The organism is Hirschia baltica ATCC 49814 (assembly GCF_000023785.1).
GTDB classification, from domain to species: domain Bacteria; phylum Pseudomonadota; class Alphaproteobacteria; order Caulobacterales; family Hyphomonadaceae; genus Hirschia; species Hirschia baltica.
On record NC_012982.1, the window covers coordinates 1,572,762 to 1,590,167 of the forward strand.

At 44.3% G+C, this 17,406-nt stretch carries 16 protein-coding genes; 7 read left to right on the forward strand and 9 right to left on the reverse strand.

All coding sequences use genetic code 11. The features are described from left to right. Positions 1 to 29: 29 nt before the first annotated feature. Positions 30 to 866: an SDR family NAD(P)-dependent oxidoreductase gene (locus tag HBAL_RS07480; protein ID WP_015827333.1), complete on the reverse strand. Its 837-nt coding sequence runs from the start codon at positions 864 to 866 to the stop codon at positions 30 to 32. Continuing rightward, positions 863 to 1,177, reverse strand: coding sequence for a hypothetical protein (locus tag HBAL_RS07485; RefSeq protein WP_015827334.1), 315 nt, complete (start codon positions 1,175 to 1,177; stop codon positions 863 to 865). The genes HBAL_RS07480 and HBAL_RS07485 overlap by 4 nt, the downstream gene beginning before the upstream one ends. Positions 1,178 to 1,254: 77 nt before the next feature. Between HBAL_RS07485 and HBAL_RS07490 the strand changes: the two genes are divergently transcribed. The 7 genes from HBAL_RS07490 (at position 1,255) to HBAL_RS07520 (ending at position 10,944) form a co-directional block, all read left to right on the forward strand. Beyond that, positions 1,255 to 2,472, forward strand: a complete 1,218-nt coding sequence (locus tag HBAL_RS07490; RefSeq protein WP_015827335.1) for a class I SAM-dependent methyltransferase — start codon at positions 1,255 to 1,257, stop codon at positions 2,470 to 2,472. Further along, positions 2,472 to 2,825, forward strand: coding sequence for a hypothetical protein (locus HBAL_RS07495; protein WP_015827336.1), 354 nt, complete (start codon positions 2,472 to 2,474; stop codon positions 2,823 to 2,825). The genes HBAL_RS07490 and HBAL_RS07495 overlap by 1 nt, the downstream gene beginning before the upstream one ends. Further along, a complete protein-coding gene (locus tag HBAL_RS07500) occupies positions 2,825 to 4,216 on the forward strand; it encodes an FAD-dependent oxidoreductase (protein WP_015827337.1) in 1,392 nt (463 codons plus the stop codon). Before HBAL_RS07495 ends, HBAL_RS07500 begins: the two co-directional genes overlap by 1 nt. A gap of 95 nt (positions 4,217 to 4,311) precedes the next feature. Then, positions 4,312 to 5,925 (forward strand): FAD-binding oxidoreductase, encoded by a 1,614-nt coding sequence (locus HBAL_RS07505; RefSeq protein WP_015827338.1) that lies wholly within the window; start codon positions 4,312 to 4,314, stop codon positions 5,923 to 5,925. Next, positions 5,922 to 6,929 (forward strand): zinc-binding dehydrogenase, encoded by a 1,008-nt coding sequence (locus HBAL_RS07510; protein ID WP_015827339.1) that lies wholly within the window; start codon positions 5,922 to 5,924, stop codon positions 6,927 to 6,929. The genes HBAL_RS07505 and HBAL_RS07510 overlap by 4 nt, the downstream gene beginning before the upstream one ends. Before the next feature lie 80 nt (positions 6,930 to 7,009). After that, entirely contained in the window at positions 7,010 to 9,061 is a 2,052-nt protein-coding gene (locus tag HBAL_RS07515; RefSeq protein WP_015827340.1) for a hydantoinase/oxoprolinase family protein, read from the forward strand. A gap of 5 nt (positions 9,062 to 9,066) precedes the next feature. Beyond that, positions 9,067 to 10,944: a hydantoinase B/oxoprolinase family protein gene (locus HBAL_RS07520; RefSeq protein ID WP_015827341.1), complete on the forward strand. Its 1,878-nt coding sequence runs from the start codon at positions 9,067 to 9,069 to the stop codon at positions 10,942 to 10,944. Between the two features lie 83 nt (positions 10,945 to 11,027). Here the strand turns inward: HBAL_RS07520 and HBAL_RS07525 are convergent, their stop codons facing one another. From HBAL_RS07525 to HBAL_RS07555, 7 genes are read right to left on the reverse strand one after another with little or no spacing between them, the layout of a single operon-like run. After that, on the reverse strand, positions 11,028 to 11,882 hold the full coding sequence (locus tag HBAL_RS07525) for an isocitrate lyase/PEP mutase family protein (protein WP_015827342.1): 855 nt from the start codon (positions 11,880 to 11,882) through the stop codon (positions 11,028 to 11,030). Positions 11,883 to 11,890: 8 nt separating this feature from the next. Beyond that, positions 11,891 to 12,481, reverse strand: coding sequence for a 3-isopropylmalate dehydratase small subunit (gene leuD, locus HBAL_RS07530; protein ID WP_015827343.1), 591 nt, complete (start codon positions 12,479 to 12,481; stop codon positions 11,891 to 11,893). Then, positions 12,481 to 13,860 carry a 3-isopropylmalate dehydratase large subunit gene (leuC, locus tag HBAL_RS07535; protein WP_015827344.1) on the reverse strand — a complete coding sequence of 460 codons (1,380 nt, stop codon included), beginning with the start codon at positions 13,858 to 13,860 and terminating at the stop codon, positions 12,481 to 12,483. Before leuC ends, leuD begins: the two co-directional genes overlap by 1 nt. Positions 13,861 to 13,888: 28 nt before the next feature. Then, positions 13,889 to 14,809, reverse strand: coding sequence for a polysaccharide deacetylase family protein (locus HBAL_RS07540; protein ID WP_015827345.1), 921 nt, complete (start codon positions 14,807 to 14,809; stop codon positions 13,889 to 13,891). After that, positions 14,799 to 15,707, reverse strand: a complete 909-nt coding sequence (locus HBAL_RS07545) for a polysaccharide deacetylase family protein (protein WP_015827346.1) — start codon at positions 15,705 to 15,707, stop codon at positions 14,799 to 14,801. The genes HBAL_RS07540 and HBAL_RS07545 overlap by 11 nt, the downstream gene beginning before the upstream one ends. After that, positions 15,704 to 16,387, reverse strand: a complete 684-nt coding sequence (locus HBAL_RS07550; RefSeq protein ID WP_015827347.1) for an isochorismatase family protein — start codon at positions 16,385 to 16,387, stop codon at positions 15,704 to 15,706. The genes HBAL_RS07545 and HBAL_RS07550 overlap by 4 nt, the downstream gene beginning before the upstream one ends. Next, positions 16,384 to 17,346 carry a hydroxymethylglutaryl-CoA lyase gene (locus HBAL_RS07555; RefSeq protein ID WP_015827348.1) on the reverse strand — a complete coding sequence of 321 codons (963 nt, stop codon included), beginning with the start codon at positions 17,344 to 17,346 and terminating at the stop codon, positions 16,384 to 16,386. Before HBAL_RS07555 ends, HBAL_RS07550 begins: the two co-directional genes overlap by 4 nt. Positions 17,347 to 17,406: the final 60 nt, after the last annotated feature.

Consider the following 17,406-nt stretch of genomic DNA (forward strand, 5'->3'; position numbering starts at 1 on the left):
CGGTGAAAAACCGCCGCCTATTCGTGGTTCTAGTGTGGTTCTTCACCGCCTGAAACATTCATGGATTCTGCAGTAATATATTCTGCTTCATTACTGCATAAAAATGCTACTGCATTGGCCGTATCGTTTGGGAGGCCCGGACGACCTAGAGGTATTCTGGAAGCCATGTCTTTCATATATTGTTCTAGTGTCTTGCCTTGTTTTTCAGCAAAATACTCATTTTGCCAAGCGCCCAGTCCTGTTGTAACATGGTTTGGGCAGACATTGTTTACAGTTATAGCATGTTCACCAAGCTCGATAGCTGCAGAACGGGCAAGACCGACTAAACCATGCTTAGATGAGGTGTAGGCTTGTGCGCTATGGAAGCCGCTTTTAGCTGCTTGACTGGCTATGTTGATGATGCGGCCACCTTTGCCTTGCTGAATCATTTGTGTCGCAGCTGCTTGGGTGCCAAAAAATGCACCAGTCAAATTTACGTCAATAACTGCGCGCCAGTCTTCAGACGTGACTTCTAACAGCGGTTTCATAATATAACCTATACCAGCGTTGTTGACCCAAATATCTAGGCTCCCATGGCTGCTGGCTGCGTGATCAGCAAGTGCAAAGACCTCATCTCGGTTTCGGACATCGCACACTTTTGAAGTGACTTTCGCGCCCAGATTTTGAAGTGTTTCAGTGATCTGCTCCATTTCAGACTGTTCACCAATCATATTCTTTGGGGTAGCCATATCACGAGAACTACCGATATCGGATAAGACTATGTTTGCGCCTTCGGATGCCAGCCTTATAGCAATAGCTTCACCAAGCCCATTTTTTCTGCCTGATCCTGTAATAACGGCTGTTTTACCTAGAAAACGTTTACTCATGATGCATCACTCAAGTCTTCGGTAATAATAAAGGTTGGAGTTGCCCATTCATTGAACTCAGCTGCAACTTTAGTCATCACATTTGTGCGTGTTTCCTCTGTGAAGAGTGGCATGTTTGCTATGTCTAGGATCTCAATATATTGGTAAGGTGGCTGGCCATCATTTCCAAGGAGTGAAATTGCTTTCAATATCTGGAAGTTTTTGACGGAAGCTAAGCTGTTTACAGTTGGAAGATCTGTTTCCTTTGCCCACTTTAAATAGTCAGCTTCATCTTTTCCAGGTTTGAGATTCAATAGAACGATAATTCTCATGAGTGTGCTCCCTCTTGTCATATTGAGTTTTGTCTGGCACATATTGTTATATCATTATACCAAAAAGGAAACCTGTCGTGGAACATAATTCTCAATCTTCGCCACATGTATATGAGGGGCCGCCAGATTATCGTGTTGTTGGTCGTCATGCGGTTTTTCCTGAGACAAGCCATGATGAAGTTGAAAGAATAAATTACCTAGCTCAAATGAATCGTTTTTTATCTACCAGCATCGTTCCTGGTGTGAGGGCGGCGTATGAAACAGAAGTTCAACCAAAGTTTCAAAAAAAACATGGGCACGGCATCTCAAACCGTCATGAGGCAAGAAAAGCTTTGCTCGAAAATTCGATTTTTTGCTTCTGGTCAGCGGTACGACGAGCAACTATGGAGCAGCGTCAACAGGCTGGTAGATGGACTGCGATACGCCAGCGTGAACGATTAGCTGAAATTGCTAAAGAGCTTACAAACGATGATGATAGGTTAGAGTTAGATTCCGAGATTGTTATTCCAAGATATGTTTCGGGCGTTGATCACCATTGTATGCCTGGAAGTTACCACAGTGAGTATTTTGCCGGAGATGTTACAAATGGTGCTAATTACGATCATGCTGGGTTTGTGACGACAGCAGGATTGCTCGGGAAGTATTCTGATGGCGGTGGGAAGGCTGTAGTTAATTGGGTAAAGAAGAATTTACCGGATTTTCACCCCAAAAATATATTAGAGATCGGTGGGACTGTCGGCCATAGTTCTTTGCCGATTGCAGAAGCATATCCTGATGCTCAAATGACTGTGGTGGATGTTGGGGCGCCGGTACTTAGATACGCGCTTGCTAGAGCTAAGTCTCTTAATGTTGAAAATATTCGTTTCGTTCAAGCAAGTGGTGAGGATCTTTCGCGTTTTCCAGATGCAAGTTTTGATTGGATTCAAACAACTATGTTTTTACATGAGCTTTCTTCTAGTGCTCTACGAAATATATTCAATGAAACGCGCCGCCTTCTCAAGCCTGGTGGAATTGTTCTTCATGTAGAACAACCTCAATATACTTCAAACATGCCGATCTTTGAGCAAACAATGCGTGATTGGGATGCATTTTATAACAATGAGCCTTTTTGGAGTCGTATGCATGAAATCGACTTAACTCAACAGATGGTCGATGCAGGGTTTGACGCTAAAAATATTATTCACGGCGGAGTGACAGGCGTGGTGGATAAAGAATTGTTTCCAGATGCAGCGGAAGATGAAAGCGAAGATTTTGGACGTAAAGCTGCTTGGCATGTTATCGGAGGAAAAGTGTAATGAGCATTGAAGCTGCACTTCGTGAAGCTGGCGCAAAACCAGCAGGTAAACGCCCTTGGTTTTTGGATGAGGATGTTGAAACAGTGTTGGCTATAACGCTTTCTGTTTCGCAAGAGCTCACAGTTGCACGGCAACGAATAGATACACTTGAACGACTGCTTGAGAGTAAGGGTATACTGACGCGAGCAGAAGTGGAGAATTACACTCCAGATAAGCAGGCTGCTGACGAGCGAGCTTTATGGGTTCAAGAATACATATCGCGTGTACTTCGTGTTCTTCAGCAGCGGGGTGAAGCATCAGCAACTAATACTGATGTTGCTTCTGAAGACCTTGGCGATGAGCTAGCTCGATAATGAAGCAAACATTTGAATTTTCAGTTCCTGTCCTTATTGTGGGGGGCGGGGCGTGCGGTGCTGCGGCAGCTTTGGCAGCAAGGGATGCTGGATTAGAGCCGTTGCTTATAGAGCAAGATGACAATCCTACTGGTTCGACAGGTATGTCACAGGGACTTTTTTGCGCTGCAGGAACGCATTTTCAACGAGAAGCGGGAATAGAAGATAGTCCCGAAATCTTTTTTCAAGATATTCAAAAAAAGACTAAGGGAATGGCGGATCCGGTCATAAGTCGGTTAATATCTGAAGGGTCTGCAAAAACTTTAGAGTGGTTGGTCCAGCGTCACAACTTCCCATGGACGCTTGATCTGCGATTTAAGCCTTCTTACGGCAATTCACGCGCTCGTATACACGGCTGGGCGGGGCATTCTGGTAAAGATATGGTGCAGTGGTTTCATCGCCGATTAAGTGATGTCGAGGTTGATGTTCTGCTTAATACGAAACTGGTAGATATAATCATTGGTGATGATGGCGAAATTATTGGGGCTGTCATTAAAGGTGGAGATGGTGAATCGCAAACTATTGGATGTGATGCGCTTATTCTTGCAAGTGGTGGGTTTGGCGCAAATCAAAGTATGACGCAAAAATTCATGCCGGAAACCAAAGCATTCCGATTTAATGGACATGAGGGTAGCGAAGGCGACGCTGTATTAATCGGTGAGCGTCTTGGTGCGGCTGTTGGAGATATGGGTAGTTATCAAGGATATGCAATGTTGGCGGATCCTGTTGGAATCTCTGTACCTCCAAATGTTCTTATAGAAGGGGGGGTAATTGTGAATTCCCTTGGAAGGCGTTTTACTGACGAGTCGGATGATATTGCTGGTATGGTTTTGCCTTTATCGGAACAGCCAGGCGGGACCGGATGGGTTGTTTTTGACGCCCGTATTTGTGGGGAATGTGAGCATATTCCTGAAATGCAGGAATTAAAAAAGCTGGGTGTTATTCAAACTGCTTCTAGTATCGAAATCATGGCTGATCGAATGGGTGTATCTGAACAGAGTCTGAGAGATACATTTCTGTCAATTCGTAATGCTGTAGAAAACGGTGGAGCGGATTCTTTGGGACGTAATTGGTCAAACTCAGTATCAGCACTCTCTGAAAGTTTTCACTATATACGTGTGACTGGTGCACTATATCACACTCAGGGCGGTTTACAGATAGATAGTGAGGCTAGGGTTGTACGCCGTGACGGCCGTTCGTTTTCTAACCTTTTCGCCGGTGGTGGTGCAGCAAGATCTGTATCTGGCCCGTCTTCTTGGGGGTATTTGCCTGCAATGGGATTGACCACTGCTGTTGTATTGGGTGGCATTGCTGGAAAAAATGCAGCCAAGATTGCACGAAAATTAGCCTGAAATAGATTCATCTCATTTTCGTGCTTGCGCGTAATATTAATATGTCATAACATTAGTACAAATGAGATTTGATTGTAGAATTGGTTGATTTTGAGATGTCTGACACCGTGCCGTTGATACATGGTTCCAAGCTTGCCTTGGACATTGCCTCTCTAATTGGAGGGGAGAATGTTAAAACTGATGCAGAAACGCGAAATTTGTATAGTCAAGACATATGGCTGCCAATTGAGCATACGGTCGATATGGTTGTGTCTCCAGGTTCTCTGGAGGAGCTACAAGAGGTTTTATCGTTAAGCCATAAAGCTGGTGCATTTATCGCGCCGCGAGGCAGCGGAATGAGCTATACGGGTGGTTATGTGCCAGCCGGTCCTCGAACAGTATCCTTAGATATGAGCCGTATGAACCGGATTTTATCTATTAGTCGTGATGATATGACCGTCACTGTGGAATCTGGAGTGACGTGGAAGCAATTGAATGATGCTTTAAATCCACTGGGTTTGAGGACGCCATTTTGGGGGCCCATGTCTGGGTTGAAGTCGACTATTGGTGGCGGTATTTCACAATTAAATGCGATGTTCGGAGCTGCTCATCACGGTACATCTAGTGAGAGTGTTGTTGCAATGACTGTAGTGGCGGCTGACGGTTCTGTTATCCGAACTGGTGCGCGCGGAGTTGGTGGTGATGAGCCGTTTTATCGTCACTTTGGTCCAGATTTAGCAGGATTGTTCTGTGGTGATTGTGGTGCTTTGGGGGTTAAGGCAGAAATTACACTTCGTCTAATGACAATGCCAAATCATGACCTGCAATCGTCATTTTCTTTTAAGACAGGTGAAGATCTTTTGCTTGCTATGGCTGAACTCAGTCGGGCCGGAGTTGCCTGTGAACTTTGTGCGTTTGATCCAGGTTTGACAAAAGTTAGATTAACGCGCGCCAGCTTAACGGCTGATGTGAAAACACTTGGGGCAGTTGTTGGCAAAGAAAAATCTTTACTCAAAGGACTTATGTCCGCTTCTAAGATCGCTGTAAGTGGACGAAACATTGTTGGAGTTGATGAATATCCTCTTCATGTCATTTGTGAAGGCCGCTCAAGTGCGGGCGTTGAATGGGACATGAGCGAGGCAGAACGAATTGTTCAGAAATTCAATGGAAAGAAGATCGAAAATTCAATTGCTAAAATAATTCGTTCAATGCCATTTCCTGCATTAAATAGTATGGTTGGCCCAACAGGTGAAGCGTGGGTTCCTATTCATTGTGTAGCTTCTCTTAAGAATGCACCGGCTATTTTTGATGAAGTACAAGCTGCATATGATGCTCATGCTGAAGAAATGAAAGCTTTGAGTGTGCAAACTGGCTTTTTGTTCACATCTATGTCGACCAATGCTTTGATAATAGAACCAGTTTATTTCTGGCCACAAGGATGGCGGGAGATACATGAAGACGGGATGGAGGCTTCACATATCCAGAAGCTTACCAAACGTCAGGAAAACCCTGCTGCAACTGATTTGGTTAAACTGTTGCGTTCAGAGCTTCTGGATATTTTTCAAAAATATGGTTGCGGACATTTTCAAATTGGCCGGACCTATCCCTACGTGAATTCACGCGATGAGACTTCTATTGAGATACTGAATGCGGTCAAACGAGTGATGGATCCAAATGGAACTCTTAATCCCGGAGTTCTTGGACTTCCAGCACGCGGAGACTTGTCATGAATACGAATTACACAGCAATTCAATTACAGAAATTTGCCAGTACCTTTAGAGAAGCAAGTAAAATAGTAAGCCAAGAATTACGTGATCCTGATTTAGGTGAGGTTAAAGTCCGTAACCTTTATTGCGGCATCAATGGAATTTTTGACACTCAGATTGCTCGTAACGCTGTTGATTATGTTTCTGTGCAATTACCTACTTTGACAGGTGTTGAAGCGCTAGGAGTCGTTGAAGCATGCGGTGAAGGTGTTGTCGGCTTATCTGAAGGTGATGCAGTTGTTACAACTCGATTTCCCTCAGGATACAGACAATGGAATACAGCACCTGCATCATATTTTGTGAAAGTGCCAGACACTCGTCCAGAATGGCTCGTCTTAGCTTCAACTGGGGTTTCTGCTTATGTAGCTCTTAAGCAGACAGGTGCTTTAGCGAATGGAGAAACAGTAGCAATATCCGCCGCCGCAGGTGGGCTAGGACATTTACTTGTTCAAATTGCAAAGCTGCATGATTGCAGAATAGTCGGAGTCTGTGGTGGGCAAACTAAAGGAGAGTTTGTTCGAGGGTTGGGAGCAGATCGTGTAATTGATTACAAGACCGAGTCGGTAGCAGACGTGCTCGGTACGGAATTCAAAGATGGCCTTGATGTCGCCGTAGATACAGTTAGCGGAAGCATATTCGATGCTTTTCTAGATAATATCGCTGTTCATGGGCGGTTAGTTGTTGGGGGAGCTGCTCAGGACCTTGAAGGAGAACCTGAAATTGTTACGGCCCCACGGATAGCCAATAAACTTTATTATAAAGGCGCATCAGTACGTGGTTTTATGAATGGATTACTAACTGATCACTGGCCGGATGCGCGTACCTGGTTGTTTGAAAGGTTTGCTGCAGGAGACATCAAAGTCACTTTTGATGAGCCGCAATTTAAGGGGTTGAATGGTGTGTATGACGCTGTTGATCGGCTCTTGTCAGGGCGATCAATGGGGAAAGTCGTCGTAGATCTCAGCTGACAGCAAGAGATACCCTGCAAAGTGAAAATTGGCGTGATTGAGTATCACGATAGAGTTTCGTCAGAAAAAAAGGATTGCAAATGGCCTATCGTCTAGGTGTTGATGTTGGAGGAACGTTTACGGATCTCCTTCTGTTTAGTGAGAAAGATGGAAAATTTTGGCGTCATAAAACCCCTTCAACCCCTGCGGACAGTTCTGTTGGTATATTAACTGGCGTAAATGCGATCTGCGATCAAGCTGGTATTAAGCCGTCGGATGTTGATGTTCTGTTGCATGGAACAACGGTTGCAACCAATGCTGTTCTGGAAGGAAAGGGAGCCCGAGTTGGATTAATCGTGACGGAGGGCTATCGGCAAATGATGCAGATCGCCCGCAGTTTTGTTCCAGGTGGGCTTGCTGGTTGGATTGTATGGCCAAAACCTGAACCTATGGCTGCACTGGAAGACACATTCGAAATAAAAGGCCGTATGAATGCCAAGGGTGAAGAATTCCGGCCTGTCGATGAGGCTGATATTCGAGCTCAACTTGAATTGTTGAAAAATCGTGATGTTGAAGCAGTAACGGTTTCCTTGATGAATGCTTATCTCAATGGCGAGCATGAGCGGCAGGTTGGGACGCTTATCAAAGAAATACTTCCAGACATCCCGTTTTCTCTTAGTCATCAGGTTTTGCCGGAAATGCAGGAATATGAACGTACTTTGACAACCGTTGCTAATGCAGCAGTTCGACCCGTTGTGGGACGTTATGTAAGAAATTTGAGGGAAAGTCTTGTTCAGTCCGGCATGAATGCTCGCCTATCTTTGTTGAGATCTGATGGCGGTTTAATGTCATCACAAAAATCTGAAGAGCATCCGGTGAATCTTCTCATGTCTGGACCGGCTGGTGGCGTCACAGGAGCCATTTGGGTAGGAAAAAATGCAGGAGTTCGAAATATTCTTACCTTAGATGTTGGCGGAACTTCTACAGATGTCGCATTGATTGAGAACCTGGAGGCTAGACGCGTTAGGACGACTGAGGTGGGACACTTGTCTGTGCGGGCGTCTGCACTTGATGTTAAAACAGTTGGTGCTGGTGGTGGTTCGATTGCCTATGTCCCAGAATTGACAGGAGCGCTTCGTGTCGGACCTGAGTCCGCAGGAGCAGTACCAGGACCTGTCGCGTATGGTAAAGGTGGTGTGCAACCCACCGTGACAGATGCAAATGTTGTCTTAGGCTATTTGCCTGAATCTTTGTTGGGTGGTTCATTTGAGCTTGATCGTGAAGGTGCGAAAGCCGCTGTTCAAACAATCGCTGATGCTCTGAAAATAGAATTATATGAAGCAGCTCGCGGCATAATAGATATCGTTAATGAGAATATGTTTGGCGCTCTTCGTATGGTATCTGTTCAACAAGGATATGACCCACGAGATTTCGCAGTAATGGGATTTGGGGGAGCTGGTCCTTTGCACGTTAATGCTGTGGCCAAACTAATGGGGAGTTGGCCCGCAATATCTCCTGTATCTCCTGGCGTTTTGTGTGCTCTGGGGGATGCAACCACTCGAATGCGTACCGAGGCTGCCAGATCGTTCTCTAAACTTGTGTCGAATACCTCTCAAACAGAGATTATAGCTATTTTGCAGGAAATGGCCGGTTCAACGAAAGCTGAGTTGTTACAAGAAGGTGTCGATGCTGACGATATTACAGTTACTTTTGAAGTTGATGTGCGATATTCTGGGCAGGCATTCGAAGTGCCGATGGATTTGTGTGCTGAAGACTTAAGAGAAAAAGGAGTGTCTTGGCTAACGGGTCGTTTCGACGAGGAGCACAATCGCCTTTTCACCTTTAATATGGATAGTGAGCATGAGATTGTTAACCTGCGTGCAGTTGCTCTCGGCCCTATTCCAGATCTTGAAGCAGCAAAATTACCTGAAGGTACAGGAGACCCGTCTGCAGCTAAGATACGTGATCATGAGCTTTGGATAAATGGCGGAATGGTGTCTGCAGCAATTTACGAGCGCTCGCGCCTTTGTGCTGGAGATCAAATTCTAGGTCCGGCTATTGTTGTGGAAATGGACTCTACAACCCTCGTTGAAGACGATTGTAAAGCGACGGTCGATTCAGTTGGAAATATTTTAATTACATTGAAGGAGTAACTCAGATGGCACAAATTATTCAAAGTAATGAAGCGCCCTTTGATCAGGTTGATATTGATCCCGTTACTCTCGACATTATCGAAAATGCTTTGCGTAACGCCCGTGTGGAAATGGATGCAACGTTGGTTCGCACAGCTATGTCACCGGGTATTAGAGAGCAGGGGGATGCATTTCCACTTATTGCTGACCACAAAGGTAGAATGATTGTCGGTCAATTTGGGAGTTATATAGGTGCTTTCCTTGACGGATATGACGGAACTGTTGAAGACGGTGACTTGATTATGTTGTCTGATCCATATTCAGTAAGTGGCGCAATTAGTCACTCAAATGATTGGCTAGTTCTATTACCTGTTTTCAAAGATGGTCGTCTTATTGCTTACACTTCTATGTTTGGTCATCAATCAGATATTGGGGGGAAGGTACCGGGCTCTATGCCAATTGACGCCACAAGTATTTTTCAGGAGGGAGTGCGTATACCTCCAGTCAAGTTATACAAACAAGGTCAATATAACGAAGATGTATTTAAACTAATTATGCATCAGGTCCGTACACCCGATTGGTGTTCTGCGGATCTAAATGCCTTGATTGCATCATGTAAAGTGGCTCGCAATCGAGTGATTGAAATGGCTGATCGGTTCGGCGATGATGTATTAGTATCGGCTTGTGAAGAACTTCTCGAGAGAAATTATAAAGCAATGAAGTCGCTTATAGCTTCATCTATTGGAAAAGAGCCTGTATCTTTCGAAGATTACATTTGTGATGATGGTATGGGGTTCGGACCATACAAAATCAAATGTACAATGTGGAGAGAAGGCGAGAAAGTTGTCCTTGACTTTGATGGTACTGACCCTCAGAGTCCAGCATCCATAAATTTCTTATTAAATGAAAATATGCTGAGAATGTTTTTCGGCATATATATGATTATGGTTTTTGACCCACAAATTTTGTTTAACGATGGGTTTTATGATCTGATAGATGTAAGAATTCCTGAAGGCTCGTTGCTTAAGCCAAAATTCCCTGCAGCCCTCTCCGGACGCACACATGCGTTAGGACGAATTTTTGATGTTCTAGGGGCTTTACTTGGACAGAAGACACCGGAATTCTTGAATGCTGCGGGGTTTTCGTCTTCACCACACCTATTTTATTCAGGTTATGACAAGCAAGGTGAATACTTCCAACTTTTCCAGATAGGCTTTGGAGGCATACCTGGTCGACCATTAGGGGATGGTCCTGACGGTCACTCTTTATGGCCAGGTTTTACCAATATACCGAATGAGTTTCTAGAACGGTATTTTCCGATGGTAATAGAAAACTATGAGACCGTGGCTGATAGTGGGGGTGCTGGACTGCATAGAGGCGGCAATGGTATTAAAATGTCATACCGTTTTCTTGAGCCAGGACAAATTGCAATACATGACGACCGCTGGTTTGTGCCTCCTTGGGGTGTGAACGGCGGTGAGCCAGGGGCGCGTGCGCGTAAAATATTAGAAAAATCAGACGGAACGCAGACGATTATATCTAATAAGATCGAAGACTTAGCTGTAGAAGCAAACGATGTGCTGCACTTTATCACTTGGGGGGGAGGAGGTTGGGGTGACCCCTTGGACCGTGAGTCGGCATTAGTGGGACAAGAAGTCATACAAGGTCTTGTGACAGTTGAAGGCGCTAAAAAATATGGTGTTGTTGTTGATTCTGAAGGGAATGTAGATCCTGATGGAACAGAGATGCTAAGAGCGAAGATAAAGGCTGAACGTCCTGCGTTAGGTGTCTTTAACTATGGACCAGATATTGAGACACTGCGAATGAATTGTGAATCAGAGACTGGGCTTCCAGCTCCGAAACGACCACAATGGAAATCTTCAGTTGATGTAGCGGCGGAATAGGAAGCATTCTGGAATTAAAAGTTATAAAATAAAAGCCCAGCCAGAAAATTCTGGCTGGGCTTTTATTTTACATAGGTACCGAATTAATCAGCCCATTTTTTTTCAAATTCCCAGACTTCTTTAAAGCCGATCATTTCGCAGAAAGTTTTGAAATCAAACATTTTCATGTCAGCCGGTTCACCATCCAAATTGTCACGTAATTTTATGAGTGATTGTTCGACAGCTGCTGCTGAGATCAAACTTGTCAAAGAAGGGTAAATAGCAAATGCATAGCCGATGTCTTTTAAGGTGTTTCCGTTGAGAACAGGTGTCAGCCCCCCATTTGCCATGTTGGCCATGACTGGCTTATCAAATGTTTTACATGCTTTGCGCATTTCTTCTTCATTGGTCAACGCTTCTGGGAAGAGAATATCAGCACCTGCTTGAGCGTACGCTTCCAGTCTTCTAAGTGTTCCGTCTAAGCCTTCAGATTGGCGTGCATCTGTTCGAGCAATAACAAGCATATTTTCACTTGTATCTGAAGCTACCTGAATCTTACGAACCATATCTTCAATGGGTATGAGGCGTTTGAATGGAGTATGCCCACACTTTTTGGGAAATTCTTGATCTTCTATTTGTATGGCAGATACTCCAGCTGCTTCGTATCCCTTCACAGTATGAGCAACATTTAGCAGGCCGCCAAATCCAGTATCAGCATCCGCAATCAAAGCTGCATTACTTGTCTTTTTTAGTGTCGACATGCGATCCAACATTTGCGTGTAGGTAGCGATTCCAGCGTCTGGCAAGCCTAAACTGGAGGCGGTTAACCAATACCCTGTGCCGTAAACGATATCAAAGCCAACACGGTCCGCTATGACAGCGGTAATCATGTCGTGAATTCCAGGAACGACAAAAAAGTCTTCTTTCTGGAGTTTATCTTTAAGTCTTGTGTCAGTCATAGGGTTCTCTATTTCCAGAGCCAGGGTTGGTCCGAGCGTTGCTTTTGCTCGAAGGCGATTATGTCATTGGTATAATTTTCAAGAATGCGTGTGGTTTCATTCCAGCCATTGAGCAATGATTCTCGGCCATCTGATGGCACTTCAAATTGAACAGATCGGTTTTCCACATTGAGTTTAATCTCGCAGTCAATAAGATTTATTTCAAATACAACCTGTTTTTTTGCAAACTGATGAAGCTCGTTAATAACGGATGATGGTAGGCGGATTGGAAGAAGACCGTTTCTAAAACAATTTCCGTAGAAAATGTCTCCAAAGCTTGGTGCGATAAGTACTCTCAAACCAAGGTCAGCTAAAGACCAGGGTGCCTGCTCTCGACTGGAGCCTGAGCCAAAATTTTCGCCAGTGATTAAAATCTCTTGTTTTATTCTTCGATGAATTGGAAAATTAGGATCATTTGCACAACGATCGTAAAAGGCATACTCACCAAGCCCAATTTTTCGAGTGTCAGTTAGAAAGCGAGCTGGGTATATAATATCCGTATCTATGTTAGGTTCCGGTAGTGATATAGCAGTGCTATTTATAACGGTAAGAGGTTGCATCAATTGGGGTTCTTTATTTGGACAATGTGACCGGCAATGGCGGCCTCTGCCGCCATTATTGGGCTTAGTAAATGCGTACGAGACATAGCGCCTTGACGGCCCTCAAAATTGCGATTGGAAGTCGATGCGCACCGACTACCTGGTGGAAGGCGATCATTATTCATGGCGACACAAAGCGAACAACCTGGAGAGCGCCATTCAAATCCAGCATCAATAAATACCTTGTCTAACCCTTCTTTTTCGGCCTGTTTTTTAACTAAGCCAGAGCCAGGAACAACCAGTGCTATTACACCCTCTGCTACGTGTCGATTTTGAATTTGAGACGCGGCTGCTCGAAGGTCTTCTATTCTGCCGTTGGTACAACTTCCAATAAAAGCATAATCAATTTTGAAATCTGAAAAAGCAGCGTTTGGTTCTAACCCCATGTAAGACAATGCATCTCTGATTTCATTGGTATTTCCAGAAGGTAGGTGGCCATCATCTGGAAGGCCTTGGTCAGGTCGCGTGCCGTAGGTTACTTGAGGAATTATTTCATCCACGGACAATTGTATTTCTTTGTCATAGTGTGCTTCAGTGTCTGTTTTAAGAGATTTCCAAAGCTTGAGTGCATGTTTCCAGTCTATTTCTTTCGGGGCATTTTGTCTGCCCTTTATGTATTCAAATGTGATGTCGTCTGGTGCTACTAGACCTGTACGTGATCCGGCTTCTATAGCCATGTTGCACAGCGTCATTCTACCTTCCATTGAAAGGTTTGTTATTGGTTGTCCGGTGAACTCTATTGCGTATCCTACAGCACCAGCAGTTCCTATTTTTTTTATCAGGGTTAAAGCAAGGTCTTTTGCTGAAACTCCGTTCTGCAATTGACCGGTGAAGTGCACCCGCATTGTCTTTGATTTTTTCTGTAATAGGCATTGTGTTGCCATTACAGTTCCGCATTCGCTGGCACCAATCCCAAAGGCAAGCGCTCCAAAAGCACCGTGCGTTGATGTGTGACTATCACCGCAAACTATAGTCATTCCAGGCAAAGAGAGACCTAGTTCGGGTCCTATTACATGAACAATTCCTTGTTCATCACTATCTAGAGGAATATACGGGATTGAAAAATGTTCGCAATTGCTTTCGAGTAGGGCAATTTGAGCAGCAGCTTGTGGGTCTGCAATAGGGCGACCGTTACGAATGGTCGGAACAGAGTGATCTGCGACTGCAATATTTGTTTTTGGACGCCTGACGTTCAATTCGTCTGTTTTAAGTGCCTCAAAAGATTGCGGGGTGCTCACTTCATGAAGATAGTGCCGGTCAATATATAAAAGTGTAGCATCTGTGCTGATGTCGCAAACCACGTGCGAATCCCACAGCTTCTCATATAGAGTCTTGCTCATTGAAACATGCTTTCTATTCGGTGATGCTTTAGTTTACACTAATGGTCTCGAGTATTTCTGTACCCGTTGCAAAGTCATTTTGCTCCTGAGTCTTTAGCCAAGACAAAAGTTGTTCAAATGCTTCCATTCTATAGGGAAGCCCCATTATATATGGTGTTATGTTTAGTGGTAAAATGCGCCCGCCATATTGCTTCGATTCAGAGTTGAGCCATGTCCAAGCATCTTTGATTTGTTGCACATAGGAATCTACAGAATGTTGTTGGACATTCAGGATTTGTCGATCTGATAATTCATGATTCAGAGGGAAATTGAAAATTTCGCCAGCTTTGGTTTTCATCAGATAGGGCAGTTCATCGTTTACCCAATCACACATGTATGACAAGCCTGCATTAGCTAGTAATTCTGGGGTGTTGAATGATTGAGAGCGCGCGATGGAAAGCCAACCAATGGGGCGTTTGCCTGTGGCTTTTTCAATAACGGCTAGAGATCTAATTATGTGCGCTTCTTCCTGCTCTATCGCAACGCCAGATGCAATGGTTGCATTCATGTCGGTTGAATGTGCAATGATTTCATGTCCGTCAGCGGAAATATCCGCTACTAGTTGAGGGTAACGTTCAGCAATCGCGCTGTTAACGGCAACAGAAACCTTCGCGTCAATTTTTTTTAGTGCATCTAGTAAGCGGTAAATTCCTACGCGATTACCGTAGTCTCTAGATGTGTAATGCCTAAAATCAGGATAGGCTGTTTGCATATGTCCCGGCGCTTTGAATGGGGTGTCATTTGGCGTAATTGGAAACCATTCTAAATTAATGACAATCCAAGTAAGTACGTTTTTGTTATTTGGCCATTTTAAAGGAGGGCGAGAAAATATGTTCGACCATTTGTAAAGGTCGTGATCCATACCGCGTCGACGATTTCGGTATATCATATAGGAGTTATCAATAGTCATTTTTAGCTCCCGCCAAATGGGAATAATTAGCAAGATAATGGTCTGCTATGTCACCGCTTTGAGTTATCCAAGCTCGTCCATCCTCTTTGATGTAGCGAAGTACTTCGGCGAATGGTCCAATTCGGTGTGGTTGACCTATAAGATAACTGTGTAAGGGAATGCACATTACTGTGCCGGAATTTTCGCCTTCAGCCGCTAAACGTTCATACTGACGGATAAGAGTATCTGCATATTCTCGAGGGCTCATATTATAGATGAAGAAGCCATAATGATCATTTACTTCCAAGCTATAGGGCATGGATATTAGTTTACCGGATTTGACAGATACAGGCATAGGCTGATCATCATGATATAGATCGCATGTGTATGTAAGACCATATTCTGCAATGAGATCCAGTGTTCTTGGTGTATGCGTTAATGCTGGTGCTAACCAACCTTTGATGTCTTGTCCCGTGGCGTTTTTAACTGTTTTGATCGAGTCCTCAATTATGGTGCGTTCTTGTTCTTCACTCATGCCATATGAATATCGTGTGTTATATATACCGTGGCTAAAAAATTCCCAACCTAGCTCGTTGGCGTGTTCTACGACTTCTGGAATGTGCTGGCACAGGGCAACTGAAAGTGAAACTGACCCTTTAAAGCCATATTGCTCCATCACCTCGGCCATACGCCAATGTCCTACACGATTGGCATAGTCACGATGAGAATAGCCAGTTACGTCAGGAGCTGGAGTTTTCCAGCTTTTACGGATAGGATTTTCCGGTGGATCTAACTCATAGTATTCAAGGTTGGGAGATACCCATACAGCGACAGTTTTACCATCAGGCCATTCTATTTTAGGACGGTTCCTGTAAGCATTGTACTCATAGAGACCAGGGTCTGGTTGTCCATTATTCATTTTTGAGCCTCAAGCCAATTCACGACTGTTTCTACAGGCTCAACATCTGCATATTTCAGCGCTAGGTCAGTTAAATTCGCAAAGTGAAAACTCTCATGTTTATCTGCACACGTTTCGATAGGAACGATCGCGCGATAACCACGTGATAATGCATCAACAGCTGTTGCGCGAACACAGCCTGAAGTACTGCCACCGGTGATAACTAAAGTATCTACTTTTAACCAAACTAACAGGCTTTGTAGAGGTGTTTCAAAAAATGCCGATGGCATACGTTTTGTATAAATAGTATCATCTTTATGGATATCGCATCTGTCATCGAATTGATGTCGACGACTGTCATATTTGATATTTTGAAGGGAGTCGGGGGTATCTGTTCTTGTACCCCAAATGCCTGCGTCGGATGCATTGTCTGCAAATGCAACATGCGTCCAGATAACAGGCATTTCTTTTTGCCGCGCTAAATTCGAAATAGTGTTCACATATTCGATTTGCCGAGGGTCAGTTTCGTAAGCTGTACTGAATTCATTTATCCGAGTGTAGGCATTTTGAATGTCGACATTAACTATAGCAAGCTTATCACCAAAACCAAATTTGGCACGCGAGGGATTGCTTATGACTTCTTCAAAAATTTGCTTCGCGGTACGACCATCTGAAACCATCTTAGTGCCAATTATACTCATGAACGTGATCCTGCTAATTGATTATTAGGGAGAGAAGGTGTGGTAGGAGAGAAGCCTAATGGAAGCCCGGCTTCTGGTGCGAAACCATAGAATTCTTCGCTTGGTAGACTTTCTTGTACAAGGCGACGTACTGAGAAAAGACTTTCTAAGTCTATACCCGTAGAAATTCCCATAGCTTCAAACATATAGACTAAATCCTCAGTGACAAGGTTACCGCTTGCACCCGGCGCAAAGGGACAGCCTCCTAGTCCACCTAATGAACTATCGAAAGTTGTTAGACCAACTTCTAAGGCTGCATAAGCATTTGCTAAACCTAGCCCCCGAGTGTTATGAAGATGTATTCCAGTGAGTGCTTCCTGCCCCACAGCGCCCCATATTTTCTTGATAAGTTCTTTCACCGACGTTGGGTTGGCATAACCGGTTGTGTCCGCGAGACCAACTTCGTCGCAACCTGCTTCCATGAGTGCTTCAGCGAGTTCTATGACTTTGTCTTCTGGAACATTGCCTTCAATTGTACACCCAAAGGCCGTTGATAAACTTCCCTCGAAATGTGGTCGAGATTTTGCTGGTAGCTCCGCTATCATATTTGCAATACTGCGCGCTTCTGCCAACACCTGCTCGTGTGTGCGGCGCAGATTGGCAATGCTATGTGATTCACTGCAAGAAAGAGGCAAAGTTATTTTATGTGTGCCTGCATTAATAGCATTGCGCGCTCCATGACTGTTCGGAACTAGGGCAGCTACTGTTAATCCTTCAATTTGCCTTGCATAGGATACAATTTCATTTGTATCAGCTAATTGTGGAAGCAGCTTGGCGGGAACAAAGCTCCCGACCTCTATCTCCCGAATGCCAGCGGCGAAAGCTGCGTCAATCCAAGCTTTTTTGGCTGTTGTAGGCATAATTGACGATACATTTTGAAGTCCGTCTCTAGGGCCGACCTCACTGATCAAAATATTCATTTGCATTTTCCGGTTGATCCATTTGGTATTAAACTATAACAATTAAATGAATAGAGTCGA